Annotated in this window: 28 protein-coding genes, 1 pseudogene and 1 riboswitch; of the genes and pseudogenes, 27 read left to right on the forward strand and 2 right to left on the reverse strand. The window is 41.5% G+C overall.

Annotated elements, in window-relative coordinates:
- The first annotated feature begins 2 nt into the window (after positions 1-2).
- The 14 genes from ACDZ29_RS21735 to ACDZ29_RS21800 all read left to right on the forward strand — a co-directional run bounded on the left by ACDZ29_RS21735 (position 3) and on the right by ACDZ29_RS21800 (position 11,929).
- A complete protein-coding gene (locus ACDZ29_RS21735) occupies positions 3-650 on the forward strand; it encodes a precorrin-8X methylmutase (RefSeq protein ID WP_230156409.1) in 648 nt (215 codons plus the stop codon).
- A gap of 5 nt (positions 651-655) precedes the next feature.
- Positions 656-1,789, forward strand: a complete 1,134-nt coding sequence (locus ACDZ29_RS21740; RefSeq protein ID WP_289335531.1) for a cobalt-precorrin-5B (C(1))-methyltransferase — start codon at positions 656-658, stop codon at positions 1,787-1,789.
- Positions 1,764-2,966 carry a precorrin-6y C5,15-methyltransferase (decarboxylating) subunit CbiE gene (gene cbiE / locus ACDZ29_RS21745; RefSeq protein ID WP_375088635.1) on the forward strand — a complete coding sequence of 401 codons (1,203 nt, stop codon included), beginning with the start codon at positions 1,764-1,766 and terminating at the stop codon, positions 2,964-2,966. Before ACDZ29_RS21740 ends, cbiE begins: the two co-directional genes overlap by 26 nt.
- Complete coding sequence (gene cobI, locus ACDZ29_RS21750) at positions 2,959-3,666, forward strand: precorrin-2 C(20)-methyltransferase (RefSeq protein ID WP_289316648.1); 708 nt, start codon at positions 2,959-2,961, stop codon at positions 3,664-3,666. Before cbiE ends, cobI begins: the two co-directional genes overlap by 8 nt.
- A complete protein-coding gene (cobM, locus tag ACDZ29_RS21755) occupies positions 3,663-4,439 on the forward strand; it encodes a precorrin-4 C(11)-methyltransferase (protein WP_289324822.1) in 777 nt (258 codons plus the stop codon). Before cobI ends, cobM begins: the two co-directional genes overlap by 4 nt.
- Positions 4,436-5,560: a cobalt-precorrin 5A hydrolase gene (locus ACDZ29_RS21760; RefSeq protein WP_370014800.1), complete on the forward strand. Its 1,125-nt coding sequence runs from the start codon at positions 4,436-4,438 to the stop codon at positions 5,558-5,560. The genes cobM and ACDZ29_RS21760 overlap by 4 nt, the downstream gene beginning before the upstream one ends.
- Before the next feature lie 16 nt (positions 5,561-5,576).
- Entirely contained in the window at positions 5,577-6,992 is a 1,416-nt protein-coding gene (locus ACDZ29_RS21765) for a cobyrinate a,c-diamide synthase (protein WP_370014801.1), read from the forward strand.
- 14 nt (positions 6,993-7,006) lie between these two features.
- Positions 7,007-7,816: a uroporphyrinogen-III C-methyltransferase gene (gene cobA / locus ACDZ29_RS21770; protein ID WP_375088636.1), complete on the forward strand. Its 810-nt coding sequence runs from the start codon at positions 7,007-7,009 to the stop codon at positions 7,814-7,816.
- Positions 7,795-8,358: a nitroreductase gene (locus tag ACDZ29_RS21775; RefSeq protein WP_289335526.1), complete on the forward strand. Its 564-nt coding sequence runs from the start codon at positions 7,795-7,797 to the stop codon at positions 8,356-8,358. Before cobA ends, ACDZ29_RS21775 begins: the two co-directional genes overlap by 22 nt.
- 14 nt (positions 8,359-8,372) lie before the next feature.
- On the forward strand, positions 8,373-8,909 hold the full coding sequence (locus ACDZ29_RS21780) for a cob(I)yrinic acid a,c-diamide adenosyltransferase (protein ID WP_370014803.1): 537 nt from the start codon (positions 8,373-8,375) through the stop codon (positions 8,907-8,909).
- A 12-nt stretch (positions 8,910-8,921) separates the two neighbouring features.
- Positions 8,922-10,439, forward strand: coding sequence for a cobyric acid synthase (locus ACDZ29_RS21785; RefSeq protein WP_375088637.1), 1,518 nt, complete (start codon positions 8,922-8,924; stop codon positions 10,437-10,439).
- A 187-nt stretch (positions 10,440-10,626) separates the two neighbouring features.
- On the forward strand, positions 10,627-10,899 hold the full coding sequence (locus ACDZ29_RS21790; RefSeq protein ID WP_063233522.1) for an HU family DNA-binding protein: 273 nt from the start codon (positions 10,627-10,629) through the stop codon (positions 10,897-10,899).
- Between the two features lie 207 nt (positions 10,900-11,106).
- Positions 11,107-11,499 carry a hypothetical protein gene (locus ACDZ29_RS21795; RefSeq protein WP_370014805.1) on the forward strand — a complete coding sequence of 131 codons (393 nt, stop codon included), beginning with the start codon at positions 11,107-11,109 and terminating at the stop codon, positions 11,497-11,499.
- Positions 11,500-11,806: 307 nt separating this feature from the next.
- A complete protein-coding gene (locus ACDZ29_RS21800; RefSeq protein ID WP_289324830.1) occupies positions 11,807-11,929 on the forward strand; it encodes a hypothetical protein in 123 nt (40 codons plus the stop codon).
- On the opposite strand, the gene ACDZ29_RS21805 is transcribed toward ACDZ29_RS21800, so the two are convergent.
- Positions 11,922-12,734, reverse strand: a complete 813-nt coding sequence (locus tag ACDZ29_RS21805) for a protein kinase (protein ID WP_375088638.1) — start codon at positions 12,732-12,734, stop codon at positions 11,922-11,924. The two genes, ACDZ29_RS21800 and ACDZ29_RS21805, sit on opposite strands and share 8 nt — an antisense overlap.
- A gap of 439 nt (positions 12,735-13,173) precedes the next feature.
- Between ACDZ29_RS21805 and ACDZ29_RS21810 the strand changes: the two are divergent.
- A pseudogene (locus tag ACDZ29_RS21810) lies at positions 13,174-13,419 on the forward strand (flavin reductase family protein); the annotation flags it as partial.
- 61 nt (positions 13,420-13,480) lie between these two features.
- Here the strand turns inward: ACDZ29_RS21810 and ACDZ29_RS21815 are convergent.
- Positions 13,481-14,011 (reverse strand): hypothetical protein, encoded by a 531-nt coding sequence (locus tag ACDZ29_RS21815; RefSeq protein ID WP_375091237.1) that lies wholly within the window; start codon positions 14,009-14,011, stop codon positions 13,481-13,483.
- Between the two features lie 107 nt (positions 14,012-14,118).
- Here ACDZ29_RS21815 and ACDZ29_RS21820 point away from each other — a divergent pair, with 107 nt between their 5' ends.
- The 12 genes from ACDZ29_RS21820 (at position 14,119) to thiO (ending at position 26,660) form a co-directional block, all read left to right on the forward strand.
- On the forward strand, positions 14,119-14,547 hold the full coding sequence (locus ACDZ29_RS21820; RefSeq protein ID WP_375088639.1) for a MaoC/PaaZ C-terminal domain-containing protein: 429 nt from the start codon (positions 14,119-14,121) through the stop codon (positions 14,545-14,547).
- Between the two features lie 5 nt (positions 14,548-14,552).
- Positions 14,553-15,875, forward strand: a complete 1,323-nt coding sequence (locus ACDZ29_RS21825) for a sigma-54-dependent Fis family transcriptional regulator (RefSeq protein WP_289324836.1) — start codon at positions 14,553-14,555, stop codon at positions 15,873-15,875.
- A 270-nt stretch (positions 15,876-16,145) separates the two neighbouring features.
- A complete protein-coding gene (locus ACDZ29_RS21830) occupies positions 16,146-17,300 on the forward strand; it encodes an acyl-CoA dehydrogenase family protein (protein WP_375088640.1) in 1,155 nt (384 codons plus the stop codon).
- A gap of 388 nt (positions 17,301-17,688) precedes the next feature.
- On the forward strand, positions 17,689-18,489 hold the full coding sequence (gene menB, locus ACDZ29_RS21835) for a 1,4-dihydroxy-2-naphthoyl-CoA synthase (RefSeq protein ID WP_370014811.1): 801 nt from the start codon (positions 17,689-17,691) through the stop codon (positions 18,487-18,489).
- A gap of 18 nt (positions 18,490-18,507) precedes the next feature.
- Positions 18,508-20,145 (forward strand): AMP-binding protein, encoded by a 1,638-nt coding sequence (locus ACDZ29_RS21840; protein WP_375088641.1) that lies wholly within the window; start codon positions 18,508-18,510, stop codon positions 20,143-20,145.
- A gap of 52 nt (positions 20,146-20,197) precedes the next feature.
- Positions 20,198-20,944, forward strand: coding sequence for an SDR family NAD(P)-dependent oxidoreductase (locus ACDZ29_RS21845; protein WP_375088642.1), 747 nt, complete (start codon positions 20,198-20,200; stop codon positions 20,942-20,944).
- Between the two features lie 135 nt (positions 20,945-21,079).
- Positions 21,080-21,208, forward strand: a riboswitch (TPP riboswitch).
- A 135-nt stretch (positions 21,209-21,343) separates the two neighbouring features.
- Positions 21,344-22,027 (forward strand): thiaminase II, encoded by a 684-nt coding sequence (gene tenA / locus ACDZ29_RS21850; RefSeq protein ID WP_375088643.1) that lies wholly within the window; start codon positions 21,344-21,346, stop codon positions 22,025-22,027.
- A 13-nt stretch (positions 22,028-22,040) separates the two neighbouring features.
- Positions 22,041-22,625, forward strand: a complete 585-nt coding sequence (locus ACDZ29_RS21855) for an ECF transporter S component (protein WP_289316637.1) — start codon at positions 22,041-22,043, stop codon at positions 22,623-22,625.
- 12 nt (positions 22,626-22,637) lie between these two features.
- Positions 22,638-24,107, forward strand: a complete 1,470-nt coding sequence (locus ACDZ29_RS21860) for an ABC transporter ATP-binding protein (protein WP_370014815.1) — start codon at positions 22,638-22,640, stop codon at positions 24,105-24,107.
- Positions 24,108-24,890, forward strand: coding sequence for an energy-coupling factor transporter transmembrane component T family protein (locus ACDZ29_RS21865; protein ID WP_375088644.1), 783 nt, complete (start codon positions 24,108-24,110; stop codon positions 24,888-24,890).
- Positions 24,891-24,922: 32 nt separating this feature from the next.
- On the forward strand, positions 24,923-25,534 hold the full coding sequence (gene tenI / locus ACDZ29_RS21870) for a thiazole tautomerase TenI (RefSeq protein WP_375088645.1): 612 nt from the start codon (positions 24,923-24,925) through the stop codon (positions 25,532-25,534).
- 1 nt (position 25,535) lies between these two features.
- On the forward strand, positions 25,536-26,660 hold the full coding sequence (gene thiO, locus ACDZ29_RS21875) for a glycine oxidase ThiO (protein ID WP_375088646.1): 1,125 nt from the start codon (positions 25,536-25,538) through the stop codon (positions 26,658-26,660).
- Positions 26,661-26,669 lie beyond the last annotated feature (9 nt).

The raw sequence follows: 26,669 nt of genomic DNA on the forward strand, positions 1-26,669 counted from the left end.
AGATGGACTTTAAAACGGATTTCAAACCACTAACGGTAGATCCAGACAAAATATATGATTATAGTTTTTCAATGATAGCTGAAGAAATGGGCGATCATGATTTTTCTGAGGATGAATGGAAGATCGTCCGCCGGGTCATTCATGCTTCAGCTGATTTTGAATTGGGAAGAAGTGTCATCGTCCATCCAAATGCCATTCAAGCTGGTGTGGAAGCCATTCGCAAAGGTAGACATGTCATTGCGGATGTGCAAATGATCGAGAGCGGTACAGGCAAAAAAAGATTTCAAAAACACGGCGGGGACGTTCATTGCTACATTTCAGATCCAGATGTGATGGTCGAAGCAAAACGTTTGAATACGACAAGAGCGATCATTTCGATGCAAAAAGCCGTAAAGGAAAATGAAGGGGGCATTTATGCCATTGGCAATGCACCTACAGCTTTACTTGAGCTCATTCGCCTTATTAAAGAAGGGATTGCAAAGCCGGACTTAATTATTGGAATGCCTGTTGGGTTCGTTTCTGCAGCGGAATCGAAAGAGGAACTGGCTAAGATCACAGAAGTGCCATTCATTACGAATATTGGCCGAAAAGGTGGAAGTACTGTCACGGTTGCAGCATTGAACGCAATTTCCCTTTTAGCTGATAGTTAATAAACATGGAAAAGAAAGTAAAAAAAGATCCCTCACAAATGCGCCATGGGTATACGACGGGGGCATGTTCGACAGCCGTGACTAAAGCGGCATTGACCGCTTTGATCACGGGGGATGCCCTTGAGGAGGCTACGATCTCCTTGCCTATCGGCCGTGATGCCACTTTCACCATTGAGAGATATGATATATCGGAAAATTCGGTTAGTGCAGAAACGATTAAAGATGCCGGAGATGATCCAGATGCCACCCATTTGGCACATATCATTTCTACTGTCAGCTGGTCGGATGCACCAGGAATCATCTTGGATGGAGGGATTGGTGTGGGGCGAGTGACCAAACCCGGGCTTCCCGTTCCTGTAGGGGAAGCGGCCATTAATCCTGTACCGCGCAAAATGATATTAACCACTGTGCAACAAACCTTGGAAGAATTTAAGATTAATAGAGGAGTGAAAGTCGTTATCTCCGTGCCTGCAGGTGAAGAAATAGCTAAAAAAACATTAAATGGCCGCCTTGGGATTGTGGGAGGCATTTCCATTTTGGGAACAAGGGGCACCGTCGTCCCTTTTTCCAGTTCCGCCTATATGGCAAGTATCGTCCAGGCTATCAGTGTCGCCAAGGCGAGTGGGTGTGAGCATCTTGTCTTAACCACTGGCGGGCGTAGTGAAAAGTATGCAATGGGCCTTCTTCAGGATTTACCTGAGGAAGCCTTTATTGAAATGGGTGATTTTGTAGGCTTCTCACTTAAGCAATGTAAAAGGCAGGGAATTAAAAAGGTATCACTGATTGGTATGATGGGGAAATTTTCTAAAGTTGCCCAAGGTGTGATGATGGTGCATTCAAAAAGCGCTCCGGTCGACTTCGGTTTTCTATCGGAAATAGCCCAAAGCGTCGGAGCTGAAGATGATCTTGTTCTTGAAATCAAGAATGCAAATACAGCGTCACAAGTCGGGGATATGATGTCAGCGATCAATAATTTTGATTTTTTTAATAAACTATGTGAATCCTGCTGTCACTCTGCTATAAAGCAAGTGAAGGGTGGCATTGAAATGGAAACGGCGATTTATTCGTTGAAAGGACAATTACTGGGAAGGGCTGTTGGAATTGAGTCAATCGATGAAATTAATCGGGATAGGGGATAACGGTCAGGAAAGCTTACTGCCTCAATATGCCCAATGGATAGAAGAAAGTGAAGTGCTGGTCGGGGGTGAGAGGGTCTTATCCTTCTTTCCTAACTATTCCGGCAAGAAGATTGTCATAAAGGGCGGTTTGAAAAAAGTGGTAGAACAACTGCAGGATGAAACTCGTCCAACTGTTGTCTTGGCTTCCGGTGACCCATTGTTTTATGGAATGGGAGGCTATCTTTCCAGCAAAATCAACATGGAGGTTTACCCATATTTCAGTTCCATTCAGCTTGCTTTTGCAAAAATGGGTGAAAGCTGGCAAGATGCTTTTCTAGTTAGTGTTCATGGCCGCAGTATGAAAGGGCTGGCCCAAAGGATTGATGGGAAAGCGAAAGTTGCCTTGCTTACTGACGTCGAAAATACTCCCAACCAACTGGCTAAATATCTCCTTTCATTCGGAATGACTGAATATCGGGCATTCGTGGCTGAAAATCTTCAAGGAGAAACTGAAAACTCAGGTTGGTATGAACTTGAGGAAATGATGGAGCGGGAATTTTCCCCGTTGAATGTCGTCATTTTAAAAAGAAAATCTGAAGGTCCAAGTTGGACTTTAGGGATAGAAGATGAAGAATTTTCGCAACGTAAGCCGGATAAAGGACTCATAACCAAAAAGGAAATTAGAGTATTAAGCCTGCATGCGCTGAAGCTCAGAAAAAACAGCATAGTTTGGGATGTTGGGACGTGTACGGGGTCAATGGCAATTGAAGCGGCTAAGTTTGCATCCGAAGGACAAATCTTCGCAATTGAAAAAAATGAGCCTGACTTAGAAAACTGTTATCAAAACCAACGTAAATTCCGTACCGATATAACAGCCATTCATGGTAAAGCTCCGCAAGGATTGGAAACTTTTCCAGATCCTGATGCGATCTTCATTGGGGGGACCGGCGGCGAAATGGTAGATTTAATCAATACTTGCTGTAAACGGCTTAAAGAGGGCGGCAGGATCGTTCTAAATGCTGCAACGATTGAGAATCTTTACCGGGCTAATGAGGCATTTGCGGAAGCTGGTTTTCACACTTCCATCATGCATGCGCAAATTTCCCGAAGTAAGCCAATATTGGGAATGAACAGATTTGTACCACTTAATCCGGTTTATATCATTACTGCACAAAGAAAGGAAGACATGAATGAGTAATCTTGGTACATTATATGGCCTTGGCGTTGGCCCAGGCGATCCAGAGCTTATTACAGTAAAGGCATTTCGCGTGATTCAGGAATCTCCGGTCATTGCATATCCAAAAAAAAGAAAAGGCAGTAAAAGCTACGCCCACCGTATCGTTGAAGTTTACATCCGTCCTGAAGAGAAGGATATGCTGGGCCTTGTTTTTCCGATGACGAAAGATCAAGCGATTTTGGATCGGGAATGGAACGGAACGGTTGAAAAGGTTTGGCAAAAGTTATACGAAGGAAAAGATGTCGCTTTCGTTACGGAAGGTGATCCTCTTTTATATAGTACGTTCATACATATGATGAAATTGATGCAGGAGCTGCATCCCGAAGTCGAAATCAAGACAGTCCCGGGTATTTCTTCGTTTAATGGATCGGCGTCAAGGTTGGGCATCGCTTTGGCAGATGGTGATGATCATGTCGCGATTGTTCCGGCAAGGGATGATTATGAAGCGATGAAGAAGGCAATTGAAGATCATGATGCCGTGGTGTTCATTAAAGTGGCAAAAGTCATCGATTTAATGATTACTGTTTTAAAAGATTTAGACTTGCTTGAAAAGGCCTCGGTCGTTACCAAAGTCACATCCGATGAAGAAGTGATTTGGAAAGTGAGTGAATTGGAAGGACTTGAACTAGAATACTTAACATTGATGGTGGTGAGAAAATGAAGATATTTATTGTAGGCGCTGGCCCAGGAGATCCGGATTTGATTACTGTAAAAGGATTGAACATTCTTCAAACGGCGGATGTGATTTTATATACGGATTCGTTAGTGAATGAGGAATTGATTGCTAAGGCAAAACCGGATGCCGAGGTGCTAAAAACGGCTGGAATGCATTTGGAAGAAATTGTTGGCATTATGGTTGATCGGGTTAAAGAAGGAAAGCTGGTTGCCAGGATCCATACAGGGGATCCTGCCATGTACGGCGCAATCATGGAACAAATTGTCCTATTGAAGAAAGAAGGTATTGGTTATGAGGTGATCCCTGGCGTAAGTTCGGTGTTCGCCTCGGCAGCGGCAATAGGAGCAGAGCTGACTATCCCGGATTTAACCCAGACACTCATATTGACGAGGGCTGAAGGGCGTACGCCTGTTCCGGAATTTGAGAAGTTACGTGATTTGGCTAGTCATCACTGTACGATTGCCCTCTTCTTGAGTGCGACCTTGACTAAAAAAATCGTTAAAGAACTCCAGGCAGCCGGTTGGCAGGATGATACTCCGGTCGCAGTCATTCAACGGGCAACATGGCCGGACCAAAAAATCGTCCGTACCACTTTAGTGAATTTAGATGATGATATGCGTAAAAATGGTATCCGCAAGCATGCAATGATTTTGGCTGGATGGGCGTTAGACCCTAATATCCATGATAAAGATGAATACCGTTCCAAACTATATGATGCGAGTTTTACCCACGGTTTCAGAAAAGGTGTTAAGCCATGATCATTGAATTGAAGGAAGAGGAACTTGCTCCCATTAAACGGTCACATACTTATGCGATCGTTGCGATTACAAAGCATGGTGTCGAGCTGGCACGAAAATTACATACCGTTTTTTCGAATTCCGATCTTTATTACATGAGCAAATTTGAAAAAGGGGACGAAGAGCATAAACAGATCCAGCTTTTTTCGGGAAGTGTCCGTATGCTTTTACCAGCTTTATTCAAGGAATATAAAGGAATCATTTTAATTATTTCACTCGGTGCAGTCGTGCGGATGATTGCACCAATTTTGAAGGATAAGAAAACGGATCCAGGTGTGGTTGTCATTGATGACAAAGGGGAAAATGTCATCAGTGTACTGTCAGGGCATCTTGGGGGAGCAAATGAACTGACTAAGGAAGTTGCTGCTGCCCTTGACGCAAAAGCTATAATCACTACGGCTTCGGATGTACAAAAAACGATTCCTGTCGACTTATTCGGCCAGCGTTTTGGCTGGGTTTGGGATTCTGCAGAAAAATTGACGCCAGTAAGTGCGTCCGTTGTAAATGAAGAGCATGTTGCCGTTGTACAGGAGTCAGGTGAACGGAACTGGTGGTCGTATGAAACGGCATTACCTGAACGGATAATCGTATACCCGTCTATTGAAGAAGCGCTTCAAGCAAAGCCACAAGCAGCCCTGGTCGTGACTCACCGCATGCTTAGCCAGCCGGAAAAGAAAATCTTGGAAAATGGGATCGTCTACCGCCCTCAAGTCATTGCTCTCGGTATCGGGTGCAATAGAGGAACAGCGGCTGCCGAAATTGAGCAGGTGATTGAAGAAACACTAGCGGAATTATCGTTTTCCTTAAAAAGCGTTAAAGCGATCTGTACCATTTCCTTAAAGAAAGACGAAATTGGCTTAATTGAAGTTGTTAAAAAATATGGCTGGGAATTTGTTTATTATGAACCGGAAGAGCTTAATCAAGCTCAGATCGAAGCGCCATCCGATACAGTATTTAAATATACAGGTGCATATGGTGTGAGTGAACCGGCTGTCAGGATTTATACGAAAGCCGAACAATTGGAACTGGTTAAAAAAAAATCGGGGAACGTAACCATATCAGTTGGGATCATTCCTTTTTAAGGAGGCAGAAACCTATATGAACGATAGAAGATTGGTAATTGCAGGTACCGGAAGCGGTGTCGGAAAAACGACATTGACCATCGGAATCATGGCAGCCCTCCAGAAGAAAGGCTATACGGTTCAAGGGTTCAAATGTGGTCCTGACTATATTGATCCAACCTATCATACTGCAGTTACAGGACGAATTTCACGTAATCTTGACAGTTGGATGTTCGAACATGACACCGTCAAGGAAATTCTTAACAAAGCAGCTACTGGAGCTGATATATCGATCATTGAAGGAGTCATGGGCTTTTTCGATGGCAAAAGTCCTTTATCCAATACAGGATCGACCGCTGAAATCAGCGTCATCACGCAAAGCCCTGTCCTGTTGGTAGTCAACTGTGCCAGCATGGCACGGAGCGCGGCTGCCATTGTAAAAGGATTTCAGGACTTTTCGACCGGTCCGAACATCATTGGGGTCATTGCCAATCAAGTAGGAAGTGTAGGCCATTACAAAATCGTCAAATCAGCCATTGAGCAAGAATGCGATGTACCGGTGCTGGGATATATGAAACGGGAAATGGATATTGATATTCCTAGCCGTCATTTGGGCTTGATTCCTGCGATTGAACGCGGTGAACTTAACCCGTTTTTCGATAAGCTTGCACAATTGGTCATGGAAACGATCGATATCGATCAGTTATACCGTTTGTCAAAGACAAGGGCCGTTTCCAGTGGAAACTCAAATATATTTCAACCCCAAAATGAAAAGGAGGTGTGCATTGCCGTCGCAAAAGATGCAGCCTTCAATTTCTATTATCAGGAAAATCTTGAGTTGCTTGAAGCATATGGGGCGAACATCAAGTATTTTTCTCCATTAAAAGGGGAAGAAGTTCCAATGGATGCTGATGGCTTATACCTTGGAGGCGGTTTTCCTGAGGAATTTGCAGATGAACTTTCCGGGAACGTGGGTGCTATCAGATCCATCAGAACCTCCATTGAAAAGGGGATGCCGACCCTGGCGGAATGTGGGGGTTTCATGTTTTTGAGCAAATCGATTGAAACAACTTCAGGAGAAACGCATCAGATGGCAGGAATGATACCAGGCAGGATTAAAATGCAGAAAAAACTTGCGGCACTTGGGTATCGTGAAATTACAGGAACTTCAAGCAATTTTTTGATCAATGAAACTGAACAGGCAAAAGGTCATGAATTCCACTACTCGACATTTGAAGCGGATGATGATCTTACACATGCTTACGAAGCCAAAGGCAGATTCGGTTCCAAACAAGAGGGGTGTGTATTAGGTAACCTTGTTGCAGGGTATACACACTTTCACTTTGCTTCCAATCCAATATTGGCAAAGAACTGGATCAATGCTTGCTTAAAACAAAAAAACAGATTCACACAAGAAACCATCAACATGGAAAAGGTATTTTTTGAAGATTAAGAGGAGGCGCGAGCATGAAACCGGGAAAAGTACATCTGGTCGGTGCGGGTCCCGGAGATCCGAAACTGATTACGGTATATGGGCTGGAATGTATCCAAAAGGCGGATGTCATTGCATATGACAGGCTTGTCAATCCAGAACTATTAACCTATGCTAAAGAAAATGCAGAATTGGTATATTGCGGAAAATCACCAGGGAAACATCATCTCATTCAAAATGAAATACATGAACTTTTAGTGGAAAAAGCATTACAGGGGAAAAACGTCACCCGTCTAAAAGGTGGAGATCCATTTGTCTTTGGTCGGGGCGGTGAGGAAGCAGAGATACTGGCTGCTAACGGAATTGAATATGATATCGTCCCAGGAATCACAGCGGGAATCGCAGCTCCGGCTTATGCGGGCATCCCGGTTACCCACCGTGAACATGCCTCAAGTTATGCCATTGTGACAGGACATGGCCGTGATTACAAGGGGCAGGATAACCTGAATTGGCAGGCATTGGCCCAAGGCATCGATACCATCGCTTTTTATATGGGAATAGGTAATATGCCGTTTATCTGTGAAAAATTGATGGAGCATGGCAGGGACGGTAAAACGCCAGTGGCTGTCATCGAATGGGGTACGACAGATAAACAGAGGACGATTACAGGTACTTTGAGTTCGATTTCTTTGCTGGCTATAAAAGAGGAAATTCAAAATCCGTCAATCTTTCTAGTAGGCGATGTCGTCCAATTAAGGGAGAAAATCCAATGGTTTGAAAGAGTGATTGAATCAGAGTCCACTTTTGAAGGGAATGAGTCGAAATGTCCATCATTCAAGAATTGAAGGAACGCAGGGCAATAAGGAATTACGAAGAAAAAGAAGTGGAAGACCAAAAAATCAGGCAGTTATTGGAAGCAGCTACCTATGCCCCTAATGACCGTTTACGTGAACCTTGGAGTTTTTATGTGATCAAGGGAGAAGCGAAGCAACGTTATGAAAGATTGGCAGAAAAGTATTTACATGAACGCTTCCCGACCAAACCAAAATTGATTGATAGTTCACTGGAAGTCGTAAAGACGACACCGCTTATCATTGTCGTGACTTCCGATATATTGCCTGACGATCCGGATTCATCCGAAGACAATGTTTTTGCTTCTTGTTGTGCCGTCCATTCGATGTGGCTTGCCGCAAAAGAACTTGGTCTTGGATTCGTTTGGCGCACTAGGGGAGTGGGTCTTGTCAGGGATGAACGCCTGCACGGATTCATCGGTTCACCGGAAAATAAAAAAGTGATCGGCACCATTTTTGTCGGGTACCCTAAAGCCGATCAACCAGCTCCTGCTACTAAAAGGACTTCATACATAGAGAAAACAGTATGGCTATGAAGGTAGGTGAGTGAGTGGCACGCAGAGGATTATTCCTTATTTATACGGGAAATGGGAAAGGGAAGACGACTGCCTCATTAGGGGTGACTTTAAGGGCGATCGGCAGAGGAATGAATGTCAAATTCCTTCAGTTCATAAAATCTCCAGAGCGTACATATGGGGAAGCATTGGCTTTAAAGAAATTAGGAGTTGAAATGGAACAGCTAGGTATTGGTTTTACATGGACCAAAACACCAGAAGAGCATCGCAGCGCATTACAGTTAGCTTGGGAAAAGGCGAAACAGGCCCTTGGTGATCCTGACATTGATTTACTTGTTCTGGATGAGTTGAACAATGCGTTAGCCATCTCCAAATTCCCGATAGAAGATGTCTTGCCACTGACTGAAATCATCGATGCGATTCATAATCGTCCCGCTCATATGCATTTAGTCATTACCGGTAGGGATGCCAAGCAAGAGATTATGGAAATGGCGGATTTGGTTTCATCCATTGAGGCGACCAAGCATTATTATGACGAGGGTATCGGCGCTGTCAAAGGATTAGAGTTTTAGGGGGTGAGCGGAATGAAGGCACGATCCATCATGATACAAGGGACGTCATCCGATGTAGGGAAAAGTTTGATTTGTACGGCATTTTGCCGGGTATTTTCCAATAAAGGATTACGTGTTGTCCCATTCAAATCACAAAACATGGCTTTGAATTCTTTTGTAACCTTGGATGGCGGTGAAATCGGAAGGGCTCAAGGAGTACAGGCGGAGGCAGCGCGGATCACGGCAACAACGGATATGAATCCGATATTACTGAAACCGAAGCAGGATATGGTTTCGGAAGTCATCGTGCACGGCAAGCATTTTCTTGATATGAATGCAAAAAGCTATCGGAATCAATTTGTCCAAGAAGCCATGCCCATCATCCGTAAATCGGTTGAAAAGCTTCAAGATGAATATGACATCATCGTACTCGAAGGTGCAGGAAGTCCGGCTGAAATTAACCTTAAGGACCGGGATATTGCGAATATGCGAATGGCCAAACTCGCGGATGCGGCTGTCATTTTAGTGGCCGATATTGATCGTGGTGGAGTATTTGCGTCCATAATCGGGACGCTTGCCTTATTGGATAAAGATGAACGCGATTGTGTAAAGGGGATCATCATCAATAAATTTCGTGGCATGCGAGAACTGTTGGACGATGGCATTGAATGGTTGGAAAAGGAAACCGGGATTCCGGTTCTCGGGGTGCTTCCCTATTTAGATGTGAATATTGAAGCGGAAGATTCGCTTGCACTCTCTTCCTTACGTTTTAAAAAACCTAAAAAGGCTGAGTTTCCGATTGATGTAGCCGTCTTGAGATTTCCGCGGATTTCCAATTTTACAGATGTGGATCCTTTTTTTGATGAACCTGGAGTAGGTGTCCGGCTAGTTAGCAGTGTCAATGAGTTAGGTAATCCTGACCTTCTTATTTTGCCGGGTACAAAAAACACGATGGAAGATTTAGAGTGGATGAAACATGTGGGGTTGGATGGAGCCATTAATGATCTGCGTGAACAAGGGGCGATGATCTTTGGTATATGCGGCGGTTTTCAAATGCTTGGGACTAAACTTTTCGATCCTGACGCTGTAGAAGGTAACGGTGAGAACGCAGAAGGGCTTTCGCTTCTTCCGGTGGAAACCGTATTTCAAGCAGAAAAGAAAACAGTACAAATGGAAGGTGTACTTTCTGCTGGGATAATGGAAGGTCAAATGAATCTTAACGGTTTCGAAATACATTTAGGCAGAACGACATTGAAGTCACAAGTAAAGCCCTTTCTTTTATTGAAGGATGGAAGAGAGGATGGAGCCATATCCACTGACAACAAGGTAATGGGAACATACCTTCATGGGATTTTCCATAATCGCTTGTTCACTAGATTACTAGTTAACCAAATTCGGCGGAACAAGGGGTTGGATGAAGTGAATGAAAACGTTCAAAGCGACTCGGAGCGTAGGGAGGAAGCGTATAATCTCTTGGCTTCCCATTTGGAAGAAAACATTGATATGGATACCATTTATCAATGGCTGCAGCTGGAAACTACAGAAAGTTGAAAAATGGTCCGACAGAATCAAATTATGAGTTAATCAAAGCCCCCATCCTTAAAAAATGACTAAAAAACACATCAGTATAGGGTTACACTTCCTTTTATTTAGCCATATTAAGTGACAGACGCATATAAGATATGTTATGTTGTCTTCTCTACATACTTTAAAGAATATAAAAGGATGAGGTGTTCATATGAATAAAACAGAATTAGTGAGTAGTGTGGCAGCACAAGCTGAACTGACAAAAGACGACGCAAAAAAAGTAGTGGATGCATTGTTTGAAACAATCACGGCTACTCTTGCTAAAGAAGAAAAAATCCAATTAGTTGGTTTCGGTACATTTGAAGTGCGTGACCGTGCAGCTCGTACAGGAAGAAACCCGCAAACTGGCGAAGAAATCCAAATTGCAGCTAGTAAAGTACCCGCTTTTAAAGCAGGTAAGGAATTAAAAGAAGCTGTAAAATAGAAATCAATGAAGAAAAACCTGGCGATGAAATTTTCGCCAGGTTTTTTTATTTACTGCCTGATACTCGTTCTTGAGCAGGGCGATTCGTAAAACGGTAGATTATTTTCAATTAACCCGTCTTATGCTATTCTTGAGTTACCAAGAATCCACTGAAATGGAAAAGGTAAATAACGATCTGTTATTTTTTTTATGAGGCGGGATATAGTTATGAAAAGGCCATTAGGAGTTTCTTTAATTGGTTATTTTTATATTTTCGGTGCGAGCATTTTACTGTTTACATCAGTTTTCTATGATCCTAATGCCAATCAAATAGGGTTGATGACAAGATTTGGATTAGCTGATGTACCAGAACGCTTGATTCGAGTATTAGTGGCGCTTATATCCATCGTGATGATCTACGGATATATGAGGTTGGAAATGTGGGGATTTTGGATGATGATTGGATATTCAGCCCTGTTCGGAATGATTAGTTTGACTTTATTATTATCACACAATCAACAGCCTTTTATTGGAAATTCGATTTGGTCAATGATTGTTTTGATATATTCCATTTATGTAAAGCCTTCGTTCAAGATGAAACAGCAAGGCATACCTAATTAGTCCACTTAAGGAGAAGTGGTCCAATATACAATTCGGTTTATCGATTCTTTTTAATAATGTCATTTTAAATGGATGGCAGTAAGGGCATTATCATTTCACCAACAATGAAAATAATCTCACTCCACCAGAAAAGTAAGGCAGTAATGGAATTAACCCGAATGAAAAAAATTTATAGTACTTATTAATAAGGTTTATACTGTGACTATGTTAGGCTAATGAATAACAAGCTTTAAAATCAATATAAAAGAGGTGAAAGATATGTTGAAGAAAATAATGAAAAAAATCAAACAACTTTCCCAAGGCAGCAGTGAGCGAAGACATGGTCATTATCGCCGAGGCAGCAGCAGTAGCAGCAGAGGGTATAAACGATCTCCCATGGGTGGAAGTGACCGCTACAAAAGAAAAGGACGAGGCAGTAGCAGCTAATTGAAATTCTTAGACTCTAAAGCAGCATGCAGGTCCATTGAGAGTTCTTTAATATCTGAATAAGGTTCTTGGATGCTTAATAACCTTTTCAGTATATGCACGGTTTCTTTTTCTAACGAAAGCTCTTCTGTCCAAGGAAGAGCCTTTTTACTTTTGGAAGCGTACGTCGTATAAAGTACATATAAGAGTATTTCCCCCAAATCGTAAAAATCCTGCCTTTTCATCTCCAAAATGGATTCTTTTGCGAGATTGGCCGAAACGGCCCGTTTAGACAAACCAAAGTCTATCAAGATGGGATGATGGTCTTTAAGTAAAATATTTGGTATACGTAAATCTTGATGGAAAATGTCATGGTTGTGTAGAAAAGATACTAACCCCACCAGGTCATCAAGAAAAAGTAGAGACTCTTTCTCAGTGAACGTTATATGATTCAAGAAAATATGATCTTCTAAATTATCCCCTTCAATGAAATCCATCACAAAATAAACATTTCCGTCTTGTGAAAATTTCTCGTGAAATTTGGGCATGTTTTTGTGGTTTAACATTCGTAATATGGAGATTTCACTCTCAAACTGTTCAAGCTCTTTTTTGCTGCGGCGTTTACTTGTCCGGAGCTGTTTGATCACTATATTTTCATTCGTTTTCAAATCATTGCAAAGATAAACAATGCCGTAGCTACCTGTTCCTATTACAGACGTTACCTTGTAGTGGTTATTCAAAACCACTCCTTTTTTTAAAGGTATATCCACAAAAAATTGATAGATCTTTCGAATGGAACGCAAAATTGAAACTTCCCTCACCACTTTCATTTATTTGAGTCAAGAATACACCATACTGATTAACTAAGCTGGAAATATGAATGTTCATGGATAGTTTAACACTGATTTTTGATAATGCGGTAATGAAAGTCTTTTCTTCGGGGTGTTCCTTTATACGATATCCAATAAAATATTGAAAAAATACCAATCGTAAGAATTCCCATCAATGAAAAAAGTATTAAAAGACTATTTAAAATTTTACGTAATTTCATATTATGAAATTATCACATTTTTTTAAATTTTACCTTTTACTATAATGAATTCATAATAAAAGAGCAGGAGGTGAAAAGATGGATGGGCGAGAGTTAAGAAATTGCTTTGGTAAATTCCCAACCGGAGTTACGATCGTGAGCTGGTTTGATGGGAAGTTCAAAAGGGCATTACTGTGAATTCATTCACCTCGGTTTCATTGGATCCCCCGCTTGCTTTAGTGTCAATTCATAAAGAAGCAAAAGCTTGCAATAGCATTAAAGATAGATCATTTACCATTAATATTTTGTCGGATGAACAAGAATCCATTGCATGGCAATTTGCGGGCAGCAAACAGGAAACACTTGAAATTGACTGGGATAACAAGGGGATTTCGCCAAAAATAAATGGAAGTGTTGCCTGGATGGAATGCAAACCATGGAAAGAGTATGATGCTGGTGATCATATTTTGTTCATAGGTGAAATCCAAGAATTACATTTCGAAGATTTGGAAGCGCTTACTTTCTATCAAGGGAAAATGGGGTCTGCTAAACAACTCGTAAAAAAAGGGGGATTCTTATGGGCATTAAAATCCCGAGTAAAACAGCTAAATTCACGAGTAAACCGGCGAAACTCGCGAGTAAAACAGCTAAATTCACGAGTAAACCGGCGAAACTCGCGAGTAAAACAGCTAAATTCACGAGTAAACCGGCGAAACTTGCGAGTAAAACAGCTAAATTCACGAGTAAACCGGCGAAACTCGCGAGTAAACCCGCCAAATTCACGAGTAAACCGGCGAAACTTGCGAGTAAAACAGCTAAATTCACGAGTAAACCGGCGAAACTCGCGAGTAAACCCGCCAAATTCACGAGTAAACCGGCGAAACTTGCGAGTAAAACAGCTAAATTCACGAGTAAACCGGCGAAACTCGTGAGTAAACCCGCAGAATTCATGAGTAAACCACCTAAACTCACGAGAAAAACAGCTAAACTCACGAGTAAACCGGCGAAACTCGCGAGTAAACCCGCCGAATTCACGAGTAACCCATCCAAACTCACGAGTAAACCATCCAAATTCACGAGTAAAACAACATATGAACTCCCATTTTATAGTATTTGCTTGGAAAGTTATGTATAGTTAGTATTATATTAAAATTGAATATTCAGAAAAATAAAGGAGCGATGTTATGAGTTTAACAATCACAGATTTGTTCATCGGCCAGGTTGCTAGTTTGCAACGCACATTTAATGAATCTGACGTAAAATTATGTAATGAACTAACAAAAGATTACAGTCCGATTTATCAAGTGAATAAAGAAGCATGGAAAAGTAATTTCAGCAAGCCGGTTGTACCTGGTTTGTTAACGGAAGGCCTTATCACTCAAGTGATCAGTGAAAAACTCCCTGGTAGTGCCTGTATACTTTTACAAAAGGAATTGGTCTTTTATCATCCAGTACATTTAGGCGATATGATTTCAGCTGAACTGGAGATCATTGATATTAATTTGAATAGAGATTGGGTTACGCAAAAGGTGACTTGTTTTAATCAGGAAGGAATTGAAGTCATTAAGGGGCAAGTTGTAATTTTTGTTTTAAGTAATCAAGATATTAGGTGATGTAAATGGAAAATGTCAAAAACGTGTTAAGGAATTGGGGATCGATTGAAGTTGATGAAAATGGAAGAGTTATAGGCGCCACTGCTGACTTTTATGAATATTTCATGATTATGCCGACTGATTTGATAGGAGAGTCCATAACGAGGGTCATTCACACTTCTTCCACCCTTTCTTTGAAAGGTCTTGCTCACAAACATGTATTTTCTGGTGTGATCAGCGGACACTCTTGTTTCATAAGGGTAGTTCGACGAGAAGCTGGTACCCTTTATACCATAATCATCCGACAAGATGAACTGGAATACAGTGATTTAGTGTATTTTGCCAACTCTTTGGAGAAGAATAAAGCCAAGAAAAATTCCTTGTTACAAAGTCGATATAGCTTCGAAGAGATTGTTGGAAAGAGTGAGGAGATAGAGAGAGTAAAAGAGCTGGCCGCCAGAATAGCTACTAGCAGTTCAACCGTACTGCTTACAGGGGAAACGGGAACGGGAAAGGAACTTTTTGCCCAAGCGATCCATAGTTTGAGTACAAGAAAAGCACAGCCTTTTGTGCCGGTAAATTGTGCCGCGATTCCAGATGAATTATTTGAATCGGAGATTTTTGGTTATGAGGCTGGCGCTTTTAGCGGGGCGAAAAAAGAAGGTAAGCCTGGAAAAATAGAATTAGCCCAAAATGGTACGTTGTTTTTAGATGAGATTTCAGAATTGCCTTATCAGGCTCAAGGTAAGCTATTACGAGTTTTACAGGAAAGAGAAGTGGAAAGACTAGGCGGGACGGGGACTAAAAATGTTGATATACGTATTATTGCGGCGACGAACAGGGATTTAAGAACCCTTATTCAAGAAGGAAAATTCCGCCAAGATTTATATTATCGACTTTATGTTTTTGAATTGAAAATTCCTTCCTTAAGGGAGCGGCACGAAGATATTCTTCCTCTGGCATATCATTTCGTCGAGTATTTCAATAACAAGTTAGGCTCCAATGTGAAAGAAATTGATCCTAAACTCCAAGATTGGCTTATCCAATATGATTGGCCTGGTAACATCCGTGAAATCAAAGCGATAATCGAACGCGGAATGAATATCGTGGATGGAGGGACTCTAACTCTGGATTCTATATATTTTACACCTAATTTCATATTGGAGGTTCCCTCAGCTATGGATAATTCTATGTCCGGTACGTTGGATGAAGTTGTAGGTAATGCTGAAAAATCAGCCATTCAGCGAGCATTAAAAGATTCGGAAGGGGATCGTTCTTTAGCAGCTCAAAAGCTGAAAATTCATGTTGCTAGTTTATATAGGAAAATTGCCAAGTACAAATTGAAATAGCAGAATCAACAATGAAAGGTAATCAGGTTAACCATTAGGGCACACTTATAAAGTGTGTATTTTTTTGTGAAGTTTCGCAAATTCGATTTGCAGTATTGCGAAAAAATGCAAACTTGCGAAGGCTTTAGGAAACAATAGCCAAATTTGTAGCGAATTCTAGTTGGCACACAACTTGCAATAATAGTTTGTCATGTAAGAGGTTTCATGTTTCGTAGAATGTCCAAAATATAGGTATCGGATAAATTAGTAATTAAACTTGGAGGTAATGATATGCTGAATTTTTCTTTTACGGAAGAGCAGGATTATTTTCGTAAAATATTGAAAGAATTTGCTAAGGAAGAGTTGCTTCCACATTATACAAAATGGGATCGCGAAGGGATTACTCCAAAACATTTGTGGGAAAGGCTGGGGGATCTTGGCGTGAATGGTCTTCGGATTCCAGTGGAATATGGAGGAAGCGGTGCGGATTGTGTGACAACTGGGATAGCTGCTGAGGAGATAGGTCGTGGAGATTTCAATCTTACTTACGCAGTGATGTTGAATGCATTAATTGGTGAAATTATCAATAATCACGCTAGCGAGGAACTGAAAAAAGAGTGGCTTCCCAAAATCTCAAGTGGTGAAAAAATTGTTGGCATTGCCATTACGGAGCCATCCGCCGGTACGGATGCAGGCGGAATTAAAACAACAGCTGTCCATAAAGGAAATAAGTATGTGCTTAATGGAGAAAAGTCTGGAATTAGTGTAGCTATGTGTGGAGATGCCTTTGTTATATTTGCAAAGACGGAACCTGAATGGGGAAATCGAGGGATAAGTGCTTTCATGGTTCCTGCCGATATTCCAGGAGTTGAATGTAGAGGGTACACAGACATGGGGAATATCCCGATTGGAAGAGGTTCGATATATTTAACCGATGTCGAGGTTCCGGAAGAGTATATGATTGGTCTTCAAAATAAAGGGTTTTCCCAAGTGATGAATGGGTTTGATTTAAGTCGGCTGTTAATAGGGCTGCAATGTGTGGGCACCGCTTCACAAAGTATCGATGAAACCATCGAACATGTGAAAATCAGACATTCATTTGGTAAACCGTTGGCGACATATCAAGGGGTCTCCTTCCCCATTCTGACCCACCATACCCAATTAGAACTGGTGAAGTGGCAAGCCTATCGAGGACTTTGGCTTCGTGACCAGGGGTTGAATCATAGTAAAGAATCGGCTTCTGTTAAGTGGTTAGGTCCTAAATATAGTGTAGAAGCTATCCATGAATGTTTACTGTTGAATGGTCATTATGCTTATACGAAGGAAATGCCTCTTGAGCAACGCTTGCGTGACGTGATTGGGTTGGAAATTGGTGATGGCACTGCACAAGCCAATATGATGGTCATTGCAAAGGACATAATAGGAAAGGAGTTCCGTTCTCATTAATCCAAAGGAATGTAGTTTATGGTAAAAGTCAAACCGAAGAATACAGTGGACTTTTACCATGGGTGTTAGGAACGATGGAGTTTATCAATGAATTATTTCAAAGAAGTCAGCGAGCCCAGAATCTTCAATAAGTAATAAGACCACTGTTCCAGTGATTAAGAGAGGGGCTTATGGCCGAGGCCATAAGTAAAGAGTTGAAAAAGATACATGGGTAATCATTCATAAAGGTTAGTATTTTTCATTCAGTTGAAACCGAAACGATTAAAGAAGAAATAGAAAACATTTACAGTCGTAATAGTGCCGATTACGTTCGTAATGAACAAAGAATTGATGTGATGCAAGGTAAATCATCCTAAATGGACTAGGACAATGAAGGGAATGAAAAACGATGGAATTAACAGATGTAATCTATGAAAAAAAAGGTGGAATTGCAAAGATAACAATGAACAGACCTAAAGTTTACAATGCTTTTCGTGCCAGAACCATTCAGGAATTAATTTGGGCCTTCCGGGACGCTTGGGATGATAATCGTGTTGGTATAGTGATTCTGACTGGAGCAGGTGAGAAGGCATTTTGTGTAGGTGGGGATCAAAAAGAAAAGGGAGAAGAAGGAGGATATGATCATTCGGGTGGTTTAGGTGGTGGAATGGGACTGGAAATCGAAACGCTGCACCAAACGATCCGCAACATTCCTAAGCCGGTCATTGCAGCGGTTAATGGGTTTGCCATCGGAGGCGGACATGTCCTTCATGTCATTTGTGATCTAACAATTGCATCTGACACGGCAAAATTCGGCCAGAGCGGGCCAAAGGTCGGTAGTTATGATGCAGGTTTTGGTTCAGCTTATTTAGCACGAATTGTCGGAGAAAAGAAAGCAAGGGAAATCTGGTATTTGTGTGAACAATATTCTGCACAAGAAGCAAAGGAAATGGGACTTGTGAACAAAATCGTTGCCCCAGAACAACTGCACGAGGCAGCAGAAGAATGGGCAAGAAAGATCCTTGATAAGAGTCCTACTGCGCTAAAAATGCTTAAATATTCCTTTAATGCAGATAGTGCAAACATTCAAGGGATTTCTCAGCTATCGATGGGCAGTTTAGCGATGTTTTACAATACACAAGAATCGGAAGAAGGAAAAAATGCCTTCCTGGAAAAGAGGCCTGTAGATTTTAAAAAATTCAGAGGTTGATGAGGGGGATGGAAACTGGTGAAATTGGAGACGATTTTGACTCAGGAATATGTGGGGAAATATCAAGGCGTTTGGCCAAACCGAACGATCTTGGATTATTTGAATGATGCTATAGTAAAGCATCCAGATAAGATAGCGATTATCGATAAAAAAAGTAGTTTTACTTACAAGCAGCTTGGTAAGTTGGTCGATCGAATCGCTTTGGGTCTCTTGCATATAGGATTGGGTAAAGGGGATGTTGTCTCTTTTCAACTGCCTAACTGGAATGAATTTATAATCTTACACTATGCTGTTACAAGAATCGGTGCCATTAGCAATCCCTTGATACCGATTTATCGAGATAGGGAAATTGGCTATATGGTTGGGATGGCAGAATCAAAAATGATTGTTGTACCAGATTATTTCCGTGGGTTTTATTACCCTGACATGATTGAGAGACTAAGCCATCAATGGCCATCAATGAAACATATATATGTGATTGGGGACAAGGCGCCGAAGGGGATGAAACTGTTCTCCTCACTATTTGAGGAACCTTGGGAAGACCGGATGGATTCATCCATTTTGGATGAAATCACACATGACCCCAATGATGTGACTGAAGTTATCTTTACCTCGGGAACCACTGGAAGTCCAAAAGGAGTAATGCATACACATAATACTCTTTGTATATCAACGGATTATTGGATTGACCACTTACATTTAACCTCCGATGACGTTCTTTTCATGGCGTCAACGTTCGCTCATCAAACAGGTTTTGGTTATGGAGTTAGGCTCCCTACTCATATTGGAGGTACGGGAGTCTATCAAGACATTTGGAATCCGAGAGAGTTTATTGAATGGGTTGAGAAGGAAAAGATAACGTTTACGGCGGGAGCTACTCCTTTTCTCCAAGATACGATTCAAATGGAAGGGATAGAAAGTTATGACCTCAATTCGCTACGAGTCTTCGTAGCTCTAGGTGCCCCGATTCCCAGGCATTTAGTAAAGGAAGCCGTGGAAAAAGTACCGTTCAAGATATTGTCAGGATGGGGACAAACGGAAGATGGCTTGGTAACCTTGACGAGACTTGAGGATCTAGAAGAAAAACTGACGAATACCGACGGAATTCCCTTTCCGGGGATGGAGCTAAAAGTAGTGGATCTTGATGGGGAGATCTGTGCTCCGAATATAGAAGGTTCTTTATTAGTAAGGGGTCCGGCTCTTTTTGTCGGCTATTTTAAACGGATCGATGATACTTTAGCTGAGTATAGTGACGGATGGTTCAATACCGGTGATCGAGCATTTATTGATGAAGATGGATATATCCGGATTTCTGGAAGAAACAAAGACATAATCATACGTGGCGGCGAAAATATTCCAGTAGCTTATGTAGAAAATGTATTGTATGAACACCCGGATATTTCTAGCGCTCAGGTTATCGCTGTTCCAGATTCTCGTCTTCAGGAAAAAGCATGTGCATGTATCAGCATGAAAATGGGAAAGAGCCCGATTACGATGGATTCCATGCAGGAATTTCTCTCGGAAAAGGGTTTGGCCAAACAATATTGGCCTGAATTTCTTGAAATAATGGATGACTTTCCTCGTACGGCAAGCGGAAAAATCCAGAAATTCCGGCTCCGGGAAATGATAAATGAAAAGATAATAGACAATATATAAGCAGCTTAAATAAATCCATATTGACTAAATGGTGAAAGTGGAGGGGAATATGATGAATAAAAGAATGGCATTTATCACAGGTGCCGGGAGCGGAATTGGCAGAGAGATTGCAAAAAAATTGGCTTCTCGCAATTTTAACATCATCGTGGCTGATTTAAATCTTAAAAATGCAGAGGAAACGGTTTCTATAATCGAAAAGTCGGGTTTTGAAGCCAGAGCGGTCCATTGTGATGTAACGAAATTAGAAAGTGTTAAAAAAGCCGTTGAAGAATCAGTGAACCATTATCAAAGAATAGATATATTGGTTAATAATGCAGGCTGGGATAAGGTGGAACCTTTTTTAAAAAGTGATCCCAGCACATGGAAAAGGATTATCGATATTAATTTACTTGGGCAGATCCATACTTGCAAGGAAATTTTACCTCTTATGATTGAAAATGGTTACGGCAAGGTAGTAAATATTGCATCAGATGCAGCTAGGGTCGGATCAAGTGGAGAGGCAGTTTATTCGGCTGCTAAGGGAGGGGTGATTGCCTTCACAAAAACGATAGCAAGAGAAATGGCACGTCACAAACTCAACATCAATTGTGTTGCACCAGGCCCTGCTGATACTCCTCTATTTCAAGAAATAGGCTCTTATAATGTTGGTATAGCAAGCGCCTTGGAAAAAGCTATTCCATTCCGTCGGCTAGCTCAACCCGAGGACATTGCTGGTGCTGTTGCCTATTTCGTTTCGGAAGATGCAGGGTATATTACGGGGCAAACTCTTTCCGTAAATGGTGGATTAACAATGGTTTAATTGATCGTGGTTAGGTGGGTATGCAAGATTGAAAGGCTAGTAATCCTAAAGCAATATAGCTTGAAAACTTTTTCTAATCGTTTGACAATTGGATTTATCGTGTTAATATAAAGGCAAATGAATTATATATACAATTTGTACCACTAGGGGTGCTTTATAGGTGAAATTTGGTTTTACCTGAGAAGCTGAGATTAAAGTATGACTTTAAGACCCTTAGAACCTGATCTGGTTTATACCAGCGTAGGGAAGTGGGGTCTGGGACAATACGTTTCTGTATTATTTCAAGTACAACCACTTTCTTTACGTTAAAGAAAGTGGTTTTTTATTTGCAAAAAAGAGGTGATTAAAGGTTTTTATCCCGTATCATTCATTGAATAATAGAATTTGGAGGTAATGGACATGAAGTTTTCAGAGGAGATCCGCCAGGAAGTTGATCATATTTGGGAAGCTAGTTTTAATCACCCGTTTGTTGCAGGAATTGGAGATGGCACATTGCCATTAGAGTGTTTTCGTTTTTATGTTATGCAAGATGCCTATTATTTATCTCATTTTGCTAGAGTTCAAGCTTTAGGAGCAGTAAAGGCAACAGACTTACATACAACAAGCAGGCTTGCCGGCCACGCACAAGGAACATATGAAGCGGAGTTGAAGCTTCATGAAAATTTTTCTGAGAGATTAGGCATCACAAAAGAAGAAAGGGAAAATTTCAAACCCGCCCCGACTGCTTATGCTTATACTTCCCATATGTATCGTGCGGCTTATTCTGGACATTTAGGGGATGTTATTGCAGCTATCTTGCCATGTTACTGGCTGTATTATGAAATTGGCGAAAAGCTGCAAGGGTGTGAACCGGAAGAGCCGATTTATCAAGAATGGATAGCGGCTTACGGAGGAGAGTGGTTCCGCTCTTTGGTGGAAGAACAAATTGCGAGGCTTGATGAGATTGCTGAAAAAGTAACAGATGAAGATAAGGAAAGAATGAAGGAACATTTTATCCTTAGCAGCCAATATGAATACTCATTTTGGGAAATGGCTTATCGCTTAGAGACATGGCCTGCTCATAAGGAAATACTGGAAGTATAAAGGAGAATGAAACATGAAAAAAGGATTGAAATTAACGGATATATTAGTCACTATCGTGATTGCCGTAGCATTTGGAATCGTTTATATCCTTTGGGGTTCGATATATTATTCCGTTAAACCATTAGGATTACATCTAGATCAACTTATTTATGGAATGTGGTTTATAGCTGGCCCCGTTGCCTTTTTGATTTTACGGAAACCGGGTGTAGCACTTCTGGCAGAGATAGCTGCAGCTTCCGGTGAATTCTTTCTGGGTTCACCATGGGGGCTGACCGTACTCTTATATGGGGTGGTCCAAGGTTTGTTCGCTGAACTGCTGTTCATGGCGTTCAGATATAAAAAATTCAATATGTCGGTGGCCGTTTTAGCTGCGGTGGCTTCCTGCCTGGGATCAGTCATCATGGATTTTGCATACGGGGAAATAGGTGCGCTCTCTCTTTGGAATCTATCGTTATTCATGATTGCGAGGTTCTTGGGTTCCATATTCTTTGCAGGTGTAACAGCTTATTATCTAGTTAAAGTCCTGGAAGCAACAGGAGTAACTAATCTTGTTCGTCCAGTTTCAAGTAAAGATTATGCAGAACTGGACCAAAAGTAGAGGTTGATGGCCATGGAACGAATCGTTCATGTTGAGAAGTTAAGAATGAAATTTCCAGGTGATGAGTCATTGATTTTCAAGGACTTATCCGTCTCATTTGATAAAGGTGAAAAAGTTCTATTGTTGGGACCATCAGGATGTGGTAAGTCGACTCTTTTGCAAGTATTAAGCGGATTGATTCCGAATTCCATCGAAGTTCCGATGAAGGCAGAAGAATTGAAGTGTCCTTCTTCATGGGGATATGTTTTTCAAGACCCTGATAGTCAGTTTTGCATGCCATTTGCTGATGAGGAAATTGCCTTCGTCCTTGAGAATCTTTCCGTCCCTAAAAAAGAAATGAAAGAGAAGATCCAAAAACATATCCGTGAGGTAGGATTGAATCTAGACGATATCCATACAAGTATTGATACATTATCAGGCGGGATGAAACAGCGTCTGGCCATTGCTTCGGTATTGGCCCTTGAACCGGAAGTGATATTTTTAGATGAACCAACCGCCATGCTCGATCCGGAAGGAACAAAAGAAATCTGGGACTTGTTGAAGGGAGTCGGACGAGACAAGACGGTTATTATCGTGGAACATAAAATTGATCATGTTTTAGAATTCATCGAACGAATCGTGCTTTTTAATGATGACGGTCAAATCATAGCTGATGGTCCAAAAGATACCATTCTTTCCCTATATAAAAATGAAATGAAAGAACATGGAATTTGGTTCCCAGGTGTTTGGGATGAGTATGTACATGACCATGAGCTCATTCGTGAAAACCCATTTAGTGTGGGGGCCCCCCTTATTCATGTGCAAGGTTTTAGCGGATTCCGGAAAAAGGAAGCGAAAATCAAGGTTGAGGAGCTGCAGGTCCATTCAGGGGAATGGATTGTAATCAGTGGAGAAAATGGCGCGGGGAAGAGTACTCTTTTACATGCACTGATGCAGTTCATAAAAACGAGTGGTCAGTATGAATTAATGGGGTCCCCTATTAGAAGGGTGAAAAATCTAACGGATCATATGACGTTTGTTTTTCAAAATCCTGAGTTTCAGTTCGTTGCAAATTCTGTATATGAAGAAATTGCTTATTCATTGAGAATTGAAAAAAGGCCGCAACAAGAAATCGAGGAGAGAGTCCAATCATTACTTGGAGTGTTCCGCCTTGAGGCACATCGGGATAAACATCCGTTTCAATTATCAATGGGTCAAAAGCGTCGCTTAAGTGTAGCTGCCTCAATCGTAATAGACAAAAAAATCATTCTCCTGGATGAGCCAACCTTTGGCCAAGATTCGAAAAATACCTTTGCATTACTGGAATGGTTTGAGGAATACCGAAGGCGCGGAACAACAGTGATCATGGTAACTCATGACGATCATATTTCAAACAACTTTGCAACCAGGATCTGGACGGTTAAAGACGGATACGTAATAAGTGATGAAAACATCACGCAATCAGGATTTTTGGAGACAAAAGTTAAAAGGAGTGTCATGTAGATGAATGTTACAAATGCAGAAACATGGCTCCATAAGGTTAATCCAAGCCTTAAACTTTGTGTATTGCTCGTGTTATGCATCGTGGCGCTATTCATTCATGACCTGAATTACATGATGAATATTACCATTGGCGTTTTACTTTTATTTTTGTTTTTTACCGGGCATTCGATAAAACGCATCTTACTTTTGTCGATCCCTTTTTGTTTCATTTTTATATCCACCTCTTCCGCAATGATATTATTCGGGCAAGGTGAAACGGTTTGGTTTGAGTGGGGTCTCATATCGATTTCGGAAGAAAGTTTCATGAGGGGATTACTGGTAGGCTTTCGATCATTGCTTTTCGCGGCACTAGGTTTAACTTTTTCCTTAACGACGAGACCAGTGAACTTGTTTTATTCCTTAATGCAGCAAGTAAAGCTTAAACCGAAATATGCCTATAGTTTCATGGCGGCATTAAGGCTCATCCCCATCATGATGGAGGAATTTCAAACGATACGAAACGCGATGAAGGTACGTGGTTTCAAAAGGGGAAAAGGGATTAGATCGGTATATTTTAAAATGAAAGCTTATTCCATCCCGTTGTTATCCGGAAGCATCAGACGTGCTCACCGAATCGCGGTTGCGATGGAGGCCAAGCGATTTACAGACACCCGGGATCGAACATACTATTATGAATTTGGGTTTTCAAGAAAAGACCATGGATTCATTATGTATTTTTTCATCCTGCTGTTGGCTGGGTTTTATCTATCGATTCAATTCCCGTTACTATCTTTGATTTTATGAGATTGCAACTTTACTAGTTAGGGGTTCTTAGTATGAATGCACTTGAATTGCATATTATTTCTACTGGGAAACAGCCAATTGAAAAGTTCGTAGAAATCGCTTCTAGGATTCAGGAACATGTTGATTTCTTCTATCTAAGGGAAAAGCACATGAATGCATCAGAACTCTATCGGGCAGTGACCCTATTGCATGATAATAATATTCCGCTGTCTAAGATCATCATAAATGATCGGGTGGATGTAGCCTGGGTACACAAAGTATTTGGTGTGCAATTGGCTTTTCATAGTTTAGATGCAGGAGTCGTAAAAGGAGCATTTCCAGGGATGAGTGTTGGCTGTTCGATCCATTCCATGGATGAAGCGAAAGCCGCTTTCCGTAACGGGGCCGATTACGCGATCTATGGACATGTTTTTGAAACAAATTCAAAACGCGGCCTACCTCCTAAGGGAGTGGAGGAACTTCATGCAATCACAAGAAATGTCAATCTTCCGATTATTGCGATAGGCGGAATAACTCCTTCCAATTGCCAAGTTGTAAAGGATGCGGGCGCACACGGAATTGCGGTCATGTCAGGTGTGCTTGAAGCTGAAAACCCGGTTAGAGCCGTTAAAGAATATTCGAAGTCTTTAGGAAAGGAGACATAAAATGAATTCCATATATGATGCAATCATTGTTGGGGGAGGAGTAATTGGTGGATCCATTGCTTTTCAATTAGCCAAACGAGGTAAAAAGGTCCTTTTATTGGAAAAAGATAGAATTGCCAGTAAAGCATCCAGTGCTGCAGCCGGGATGTTAGGAGCACAAGCCGAATTAGATGCTGATAACCCGCTTTTTAGTTTGGCAAGCCGAAGCAGGGGGATGTTTCCTGCACTGTCGGAAGAATTAAAGGACTTAAGTGGAATTGACATCGAATTAGTGAATAAGGGTATGTTTAAGGTGGCGCTAACGAATGATCAGGTAGCCGAATCGATGGACATGATCAAAGTCCAGCAAGATGCGGGACTAGAGGCGGAATGGTTATCGACTGCCGAAATAAGGAAAATGGAACCACTTCTTTCGGATGAGATTAAGGGAGCCATGTTCATTCCGAAGGATGGACAAGTTTCAGCCACCAGGCTGTCGCTCGCTTTTGCTAAATCTGCAGCTTCCCTTGGTGTAGATATAAAGGAATTTGTCCATGTCTCTGATTTATGTACGGAAAACGGATGTGTAAAAGGAGTGGTCACAAATATAGGTGAATTTTCAAGTGAAAATGTAATTGTGGCAAGTGGTGCGTGGAGTGCCTTCCTCCTTGAAAAATCAGGGATAAACCTCGATACATATCCGGTAAAGGGAGAGTGCTTTTCCGTCCTGACTGATCGCCCATTACTTGAAAAAACGATCTTTTCACATGGCTGCTATCTTGTGCCCAAAGTTGGCGGAAGAATCATTGTCGGCGCAACGGTTAAAGCGAACACTTTCGATCAAAAGGTAAGTTTGGAAGGGATTTCAACGTTAATAGAAAAGGCAACGCAATTGCTTCCGGCAATTAAAGGAACCGAGTGGGAAAAGACATGGGCAGGTATACGCCCCCAAACAGGGGATGGATTGCCATATTTTGGTGAACACCCAGCATGCAAAGGACTTTTCATTGCAACGGGGCACTTCAGGAATGGCATCCTGCTTTCTCCAATTACAGGTGTACTTATAGCGGATATGGTGGAAAGGAAGACAAATCCTGAATGGTCCGCTTTTCGATTGGATCGTTCGATACAGACCCTTTTTTCTTAATGGAGGTGG

Source organism: Peribacillus sp. RS7 (assembly GCF_041956845.1).
Taxonomy (GTDB): domain Bacteria; phylum Bacillota; class Bacilli; order Bacillales; family DSM-1321; genus Peribacillus.